The 7,671-nt window shown below is 66.5% G+C and carries 9 protein-coding genes; 4 read left to right on the top strand and 5 right to left on the bottom strand.

Going from position 1 to position 7,671, the window contains the following annotated elements; genetic code table 11:
* Window positions 1–104 precede the first annotated feature (104 nt).
* Window positions 105–749, bottom strand: a complete 645-nt coding sequence (locus ACZ4MF_RS48430; RefSeq protein ID WP_467500780.1) for a hypothetical protein — start codon at window positions 747–749, stop codon at window positions 105–107.
* A gap of 280 nt (window positions 750–1,029) precedes the next feature.
* Between ACZ4MF_RS48430 and ACZ4MF_RS48435 the strand changes: the two genes are divergently transcribed.
* The gene (locus ACZ4MF_RS48435; protein WP_467500782.1) at window positions 1,030–1,689 is read left to right on the top strand and encodes a hypothetical protein; all 660 of its coding nucleotides are present in this window, start codon (window positions 1,030–1,032) and stop codon (window positions 1,687–1,689) included.
* Between the two features lie 42 nt (window positions 1,690–1,731).
* Here the strand turns inward: ACZ4MF_RS48435 and ACZ4MF_RS48440 are convergent, their stop codons facing one another.
* Both ACZ4MF_RS48440 and ACZ4MF_RS48445 read right to left on the bottom strand, forming a co-directional pair.
* Window positions 1,732–1,911, bottom strand: a complete 180-nt coding sequence (locus ACZ4MF_RS48440) for a hypothetical protein (protein ID WP_467500784.1) — start codon at window positions 1,909–1,911, stop codon at window positions 1,732–1,734.
* A 146-nt stretch (window positions 1,912–2,057) separates the two neighbouring features.
* A complete protein-coding gene (locus tag ACZ4MF_RS48445) occupies window positions 2,058–2,480 on the bottom strand; it encodes a hypothetical protein (RefSeq protein WP_467500786.1) in 423 nt (140 codons plus the stop codon).
* On the opposite strand from ACZ4MF_RS48445, the gene ACZ4MF_RS48450 reads away from it, so the two are divergent.
* Window positions 2,452–2,973: a hypothetical protein gene (locus ACZ4MF_RS48450; RefSeq protein WP_467500787.1), complete on the top strand. Its 522-nt coding sequence runs from the start codon at window positions 2,452–2,454 to the stop codon at window positions 2,971–2,973. The two genes, ACZ4MF_RS48445 and ACZ4MF_RS48450, sit on opposite strands and share 29 nt — an antisense overlap.
* 457 nt (window positions 2,974–3,430) lie before the next feature.
* Here the strand turns inward: ACZ4MF_RS48450 and ACZ4MF_RS48455 are convergent, their stop codons facing one another.
* Together ACZ4MF_RS48455 and ACZ4MF_RS48460 are read right to left on the bottom strand one after the other, a co-directional pair.
* A complete protein-coding gene (locus ACZ4MF_RS48455) occupies window positions 3,431–4,591 on the bottom strand; it encodes a hypothetical protein (protein ID WP_467500789.1) in 1,161 nt (386 codons plus the stop codon).
* 169 nt (window positions 4,592–4,760) lie between these two features.
* The gene (locus ACZ4MF_RS48460; protein ID WP_467500791.1) at window positions 4,761–4,997 is read right to left on the bottom strand and encodes a hypothetical protein; all 237 of its coding nucleotides are present in this window, start codon (window positions 4,995–4,997) and stop codon (window positions 4,761–4,763) included.
* 1,052 nt (window positions 4,998–6,049) lie between these two features.
* Between ACZ4MF_RS48460 and ACZ4MF_RS48465 the strand changes: the two genes are divergently transcribed.
* A complete protein-coding gene (locus ACZ4MF_RS48465) occupies window positions 6,050–6,685 on the top strand; it encodes a hypothetical protein (RefSeq protein WP_467500793.1) in 636 nt (211 codons plus the stop codon).
* Window positions 6,682–7,167, top strand: coding sequence for a hypothetical protein (locus ACZ4MF_RS48470; protein WP_467500795.1), 486 nt, complete (start codon window positions 6,682–6,684; stop codon window positions 7,165–7,167). The genes ACZ4MF_RS48465 and ACZ4MF_RS48470 overlap by 4 nt, the downstream gene beginning before the upstream one ends.
* Window positions 7,168–7,671: the final 504 nt, after the last annotated feature.

The following is a 7,671-nucleotide window of genomic DNA, read 5'->3' on the forward strand; positions in this document are numbered from 1 at the left end:
CGCCACACGATCGACCAGCCGAGCAGCCACGGAACACCACCCCTGGTATCCGTTGAACCGCCAACACGGCCCAAAGTCAACGGCATTGAGGTTAAACAAAAAGCTCAGTAGATGGTGACGGACACCCCACACAGGCCGCGTGCGTCCGCAGCGGCCTGGCGCCACATCCGCAGCGGTCCGTCCAGGACGCTTTCCTCGTCGTCGCCGTAGTCCAGCCAGTCCTGGTCCTCAGCCTCCGCGCGCTCTTCTGCGGTGAAGCCCAGCGCGCGCTCGACAGCAGGCAGCGTCTCGCGTACCTCAGTGGAGGTGAGCAGGAAGTTGCCGCACCAACCGGGCAGGAGTACGGCCCGGTCAGGGCCTATGGCGTGAAAGAAAGATCTCAGCGCGAACTCCTTGCTCTGGACTGAGATGAAGATGTCCTCCGCGCCGGTGACCAGGTCCCACACGTCCGTGAGCAGTGAGAAGTCGTCGTCGGGCGAGAGGCCGTCGTACATCTTCTGTACGTGCTCCCCGGAAGCAGTCAGCTCGTGGAAGGAGTCGAGCGCGTCCTCCTCCCTCTGGCACGACTGGCCGAGGGGCTGCCACCAGGTCCGGAAGGCCGGCAAAGGCTCCCCGCGCCAGCGCTCCCAACGTTCTCGTGCGGACGGTTCGTCCCGCTCCGCGGCGATCAGCGGAAGCAGCCGGGGAGCCAAGGTGCTGATGAAGTCGTCATCGTGAGCGGTGATGGACCAGGCCGAGGTGATACCCATGCCAGGACCGTACGGGGTGTCACTGACAAGCTGGGTTCCAGCGCCGCCGACCTTATGAGTGAGGTCGAGCAAGGGCCCGGGGTTGATACTGGTGAGCTCGCGTATTCAACTGTCGCGAGTTCTCGGACGAGGCCGGGGCAGCGGTCACCATACGTGGTCGTCGGGCCGGCCACGGCGGCCGCGGCCAGCCCTCCCTCCTCGCTGACGCGATGGGCACGCTCCTGCCCTGAGGTGCAGGCTGCTCGGCCGGCTGTCAGCGGCGGCCTGTTCAATGTCCGCCATGAATGTTCACGAGCTCGTGTCCGTGCTGGCCGATCCCGACGTCCTGCGTGCCCGTTGTCGGGCGCTGGCGCTGCTCGACGTTGTGCTCGGCGGTTCCGCTCCGAGGCACGACTACTTCCCGGGCTGGCGTGCTGGCGTGGACTTGGCCACGATGGAGAACGGCTCCGGTGATCTGTACGGGGTCGTCTTCGATCCGGCCGGGGTCTTTCTCTACGGTTTCGACCATGAATGCGATGCCACGCCGTGGCGTGAGTGGCCCAGGGCGCACTGGCCTGGGCTGCTGGAGGGTCTGCCTGCTGCGCTGGCGCACTATCCGGCCGATCCGGAGCTGCAGTTCGAAGGGTTCTTTGACGCGACGGTGTGCGTGTGGCGCGAGGCGGATGCGGCTTCGTGGCGATGCGGTCCGGTGGTGTTCGCGCCGGGGGAGTCGGATGGGGCCGGTTGGCTTTTCAGGGTGCTGACCGACGGCAGTGCCGAGACCGTCTGCAGCGACGCTGAGGACTACTACGAACGGCCGGTGGACCGGCAGGCTGTTGCCGCGATCCTGTCGGGCGCCCTACTGGCCCGTCGGACGGTCAGTGTGCTCAATCCGGTGGCGGGCTTCGAGGCGGTAGCCGACCGTGCCCGCTTGCTCGGCTACGTGGTGGCGGATGCCTGAACGTGGCGAGGGGTCTCACACGGGCTTCACTGGTGGGCTCTCCTATTCAACTGTCGCTGCCACGTCACCGCAGCCGACAACTTCCTCATCCGGCTCGCCGCCGAAGGACTCACCCTGGGCACCTGCACACAGGCCGACCTCGAACGCTGGATAACCGACCCCGCCTTCACCTACCGCGACGAGACCGGCCACTTCGTCCGCTGGTCCGTACAGCACCGCCATGCCCACGGCCTGACCTACGGCACCGTCCGCTGGACCGGCCCGCAGAGCACCATCGACAGCGAGAAACGCTCGGCCGACGCACGCCGCCTCCTCAAGGACGACACACTGCCCACCGCGGACCGCGTCGCCGGCCTGCTGCTGCTCCTCTACGCGCAGAAGATCGCCACCATCAGCCAACTCACCGTCGACGACATCGACATCACCGGCCAGAGCGTTGCGGTCTCCTTCGGAACCTCGCCCGTCATCCTCCCGATGCCGCCGGCCGCCCTGGTCCGCGAGCTCGTCGCGACCCGACGCGGCAAGGCCAAGATCGGCGCCCTTGACGACGTCCCCTGGCTCTTCCCCGGCGGACAGCCCGGCCGTCCCCTCAGCGACAGCCAGATCGGCAGCAGGACCGATCCACCGCCCTGTTCACCCTCGCCGCCGAGCCACCCGCCGCCATCCTCGACCGAATGCTCGGCGTCCACATCCAAGTCGCCATCCAGTGGCAGAAGGCATCCGGCGGCGACTGGGCCGCCGACGTCAGCCAGCGCGCCAATCGTGCTCACCAGCAAGGAGAAGATGTACATGCCTCTCGATGACCAGCGCGCGTGGGCACTGCTGCGAGCACTCGATGATCCGGACCACATGGAATTCCCCCGCGGCTATGACCACACGGCTGCCCGGTCCCGGTTCGACCACCTCGCATCGCGTCTGGACCAGCGGTTCCAGTGCACCTGCACCGTCGACCGAGGGGTACAGGACGCCGGCCACCACGGGACGATCGTCATCCCGGACGCCGCTACGGCCAGCGGGGAACACATCACCGTGACCATCAGCAACTTCGGAAACCTCGCCACCGTGACCCTGGGCAATCCCGGAAGCTACGACGAGGAAGAGGAACGCGATCTCTTCCAGGACACAGACCGTCACCGCATCGATGACGAGCTCGACGGACTCGGCTACGTCCCCATCTCGGAGCATCTGCTCTGGACGAGATACGACGGCGTCAGCGGCCTTGTCTCCTACTACCCGCCCGAGCATCCCCCGACGTGGTGGACTCGCTTCTTCGACTACCTGTGACCCTCGGCTGCGGTGTCCTTGGGCAGGGCATTCGGACAGATCCAATACCCGACTCCACCATGAGCGGTCTATCCCGAGGAGGCAATCAACGGCCACCGGGCCTTCATCGCCCGCCGCCGGGCACTACGGCCCAGCGAGGAGTACCGGACCCCAACCGATGCGGAGTGGGAGGAGTTCCTTGGCCACTTCGAGCGGAGGAAGGTCGCTCTGGGCGACTGCGGTCGCGCCTACGGCACCACTTGCCAGCATGAACACAGCTGCCTCCGCTGCCCAGTTCTCCGCGTCGACCCAGCTCAGCGGCCGCGTCTGGCAGAGATCCGCAGCAACCTGCACGAGCGGATCACCGAGGCCGAACGCGAAGGCTGGCTCGGCGAAGCCGAGGGACTGCGCGTCAGCCTTGCCGCCGCTGAGAACAAGCTCGCCCAGCTCGAAGACCGTCGACGCCGGGCCACTACCATCAACCTCGGGATCCCGTGGTGTGGCGGCGCCTGCGGACGACATACACACCGAGCGCGGTGAGGACCAGCAGGCCACCGGACGCGCCGAGCCAGCCGGTGCCGGGGCCCGCGGTGACGCTGCGCTTGGCGACCGGACGGCCGGTGACGATCAGCTGGCGGGTCCTCTTCACCCGGCCGTGGTGCGCGATCACCGTGACCGGGTACGTGCCGGGCGTGAGACCGGTGCGAACGGTGGCCATGGCGTAGTAGCGCGGGTCGTCGCCGTCCGCGGCCTTGGTGTCGTCGCGCCTGAGGTTGACCGGTTGGGTGAACGCCGGGGAGGTGGCGGAGAGCCGGTTCTCCTCGCCGGGGTCCGGGTACGTGTCCTTCCACAGCACGTAGACCCTTCCTCCGGCGCGGACGCGGTAGCCGTGCTCGCGGGCGGTGTCGAGGTCGAAGGTCGGGGAGAAGACCGGACCGCGGGCCTTGCCCAGGTAGTCGCTGTCACCTGGCCGTGCCGCCCGTACCGTGAGGGACTTCTCGGCGACCCGGCGGCCCTCCGGTCCGTACACGTCGAAGGCGTACGTACCGTCCTTCACATCCGGACGGAGGTACGGCTGGCCGGTGAACAGGCGGGGGGTGTAGTGGTCGTACCGGTTGTCGTGGACGAGCCGGACCGGATCGGCCAGTGCGGTGGAACGCACGGTGAAGTCGGTACCGGTCTCTCCCGGGTACAGGTCGTCGAACTCCGTGTCGATCTGCTCCCCCGGCCGGGCGGCCGTGCCGTAGAGAGCCCGCACCTCGAACGACGGACGCTGGGACGGCAGGACCCGTATCTTGTTCCGGGCCACGGCACGGTGACCGATCTCCGCGACGAGCGGATACACACCCGGCTTGTCGGACATGGCCAGCGTGGCCACCGCGTCGAAGCCACCGTGGTCGTCGGACCACTTCAAGGCGACCGGCCCGGAGAACGCCGACGAGATGGCGGTCACGGCCTTCGATCCCCGCGGCACTCCCTCCAGGGACAGGTCCACGAGTTGCCCGGGGCGGGCCCAGTCGCTGCCGAACATCTCCACGTCGAGCTTCGGACCAGAGGCGGCGAACGCGGTCCCCGTCGAGACACAGCCACTCAGCAGGATCCCCGACACCAGCGAGGCCACCCGCCCGGACCACCCCATCGCGCTCCCCCACTCGTGGTGACGGCTCCGGCTCCCCGCCGGCGGCCCGTCGAACATGTAGATGGAGAAAAGGGACAGTTGGTTGTCCGCCAGACACAGCAGGCACACAGTCCGTGGCCCGCCGCCTCACTGAGGCTGCGGGCCACGACGGACACGGCGAACCGGGCGGTCAGTCCATCAGGTCGGCCGCGCGGGCCGAGGTGGCGCCGATCTCCTCGGCGAAGACTGGGAGCCACCGAACCTGGGCGCGGGCCGCGACGTTCGCGGTGTCCTTGCAGATGTGTTGCCGGGCATCGAGTATGCGCAGAATGGCTGGGGCGACTGCGAGGGTCCCGGCTTCTCCATCAGCACCCCGGTCAACGAGGCTGATGACGCCCCGGTCGCTGGAGTCAGTCTCTTCATCCATGGCGACAGCGAAGCAGCAGCTCACGCTGCCCTCGCGGTCGCCGATGCGTTGAAAGCACGGGCCTTCGACACCGGGTCGGGAGACTTCCTCACCGCGGACTGCGCCCAGTCTGCTTTCGATGCTTGGCGTGCATACCGAGATCGCGTCCTGGACCAGCGTGGGCTCTGAGCACGTCTTCTCACCTCTGAGGCTGTCGCGTTCGATGATGCTCTCGGGCCGTCTGGTCGCCTTCCCGACGTCATAGCGGGTCGTGGGACGGCGATTCTTGGAGCCAAGCGGTCTTCCCGGTCCGGGTGTTGAGGGTTTCGGCGCGCGGGCCGGCAGTGCAGAGGCTGCCGCACGACTCCCAGCCCCCGAAGGTCAAGAGCGATTCGCTGTTCGGTTCCGAAGTCCTTGGGGGCAACGGAATCTTGCCTGGTGGGGCGGAACTTCTTGTCGTGTGACCGTGAGCGTGATCTTGAGATGCCGCAGGATATGCGGGAGTGGCTGCCAACAGAGCATCTCTGCTGGAAGGTGCTCGGCATCGTCGAGCAGCTCGACTTGTCGGCGTTCGAGGCGGGCTATCGCCGCGACGGACAGGGCGGAGCGCCCTACCCACCGGGCAACCTGGTAGCACGGTCGGTTCGATAAAGCAGGTGAATTGTCCTCAGATGCTGGCTCGCTCCCCCTGGGCGTGGGTTGTGACGAGGCGTAGGAGTGGGTGCCGGTTGAGGCATCCCCTTGAGTGTGGATACAAGGGTTCAAGCTACGAGGATGCGCCCTGAAGGGCGCTGGTAGCCGAGCAGCCCAGTAGACGTCGCTGATCAGCTGCAGGACGTCCTTGCGTTCGATCCGGCTCGCCGCGTGCCCGATCAGTCCCGCATGCCGAGGAGCAGGCACGATATGTGCGAACTGCATGATTTCACTGCCTTGCGGCAGCAATCTCCGCTTAACCCACACTGAACCCTCAGATCATCCTCAGAAACTTGACCCTTCCATTGCCGAGTTCATGCCATGACCATACGGTCTCAGTGCGTGATCGCCACGGGGGCGGTCCGCTGGAAGGGTGTCACATGGGTTTCGGTGCACGGCACGCTGCGACCGGCGCTGCCACTGCTCTGCTTCTGTGCTTCACGAGCGCGGGAGTTGCCTCCGCCGAGGATGTGCCGACCGACGAGGGCAGCGCGGTGTCGGTTGAGCAGACCACGGACGTCAACGACAGAGTGGGCTGGGAGGACGAGGCCGATCAGCCGGTGTCGGACCCTGGACCTTCGTTGTGTGATACCCCGTCAACGTGGTACAGCATCACCTCGAAGAAGGCGACCCACGTTCCCTCGTGGTGGAACGGAACCAAGTTCAAGGACGGCCCGGGCGGCACCATCAAGGTGTCCGTGACCAAGGGCGGCAGCATCTCTCTGGAGGTCGCGGGCAGCGGCGAGTGGTCGGCCAAGGCGCTTCTGGCAAAGGCGAAGGCCACCATCAGCGTCAAGGTCACCGGCAGCGCAACCGTCACGACGGGCCACGAGTACACGCACAACATCAGCAAGAACAAGTACGGGCACCTGCAGTACGGTTCGTGGGGTTACAAGGTCACCTGGAAGCGGTACCGCTCGAACGCCAAGACCTGCGGCGGTGTGGAGATCGCACGCGGATCAGCGACGCTGCCCACGACCGAGACCGGCTGGAAGTACTGGGAAACTTCCTCATGACCTCTTCGTGTTCACGACTGTGGATCACCGGATGCGCCCTGGCAGCGTCGGCGTTCATGCTGGCCGCCTGCACCTCCTCCGGCGGGGGCAGCCCGGCCTCTGGCAACTCCTCGCCGACACTCAGTCCGTCGCACACGGCGACCGGACCCTCTGAGCAGCAGCTCACCAAGCAGGCCCAGGCCGCCCTTGCCTCCATGCACACCGGGCACTTGGTCGAAGCCGGGGCCGAACGTGTAACGGATGGCATTCATACCGAACCCAACCTGAACGCGGGCAAGGCCTACAAGCTCAGCCTGGTGTGCTTCGGCAGTGGCAGCGCGAACGTGACACTCACACCTTCCAGTGCCGGCACGCAAGCCAAGCTCCCGTGCGATCAGTCCGTCGTCCAGCAGCGAATCACAGGGCATAAGCAGCTGCGCCTCGATGTCGATGCGGCCAAGGGCGCAACCGGTGTGATCGCCTGGCAGATCGACACCGTCTGACCTGAGTGGCCGCAGCCTGCCCGTCAGAACTTCGTCTCCGGCTGCTGAACTCGCCACCGAGAAGCCCTCTGAGACGTCCAGGCCATTCACGCCACCGGGAGTTCGGCCTCCGCTTCGGCGTCCTGAAAGCACGGCGAAGCGGGGGCCAAAGCGGTCAAGGCGCGGTCCTGAAGGGGATAGGACGCCCGGTGAACCTAAGAGGACGTTCGTGCTGCTGACGTGCAGGTTTAGCCGTTTTGTCGATCGTTCGAGGTCGGCGTATTGAGGCATCTTGCCCCGAATGTGCAGCGGCCGAGTCGGCTGTCGGTCGGGCGTGTTGTCGCGTTCTGCCCCAATAGCTCCTGTCCGGTTTGAATATGGGCGAATCGGCTGCCGTCGTTCGCCCGAACGAGCGATACCCCCAGGCCGCGCCAGAACGTATCAGTGTGCTCATGCCATCGCAGCCGGCCCGCAAGCCGTACCCGTCCGACCTGTCCGACGCCCGCTGGGCCCTGATGGAGCCGG

Source organism: Streptomyces sp. NPDC025793, from assembly GCF_055558375.1.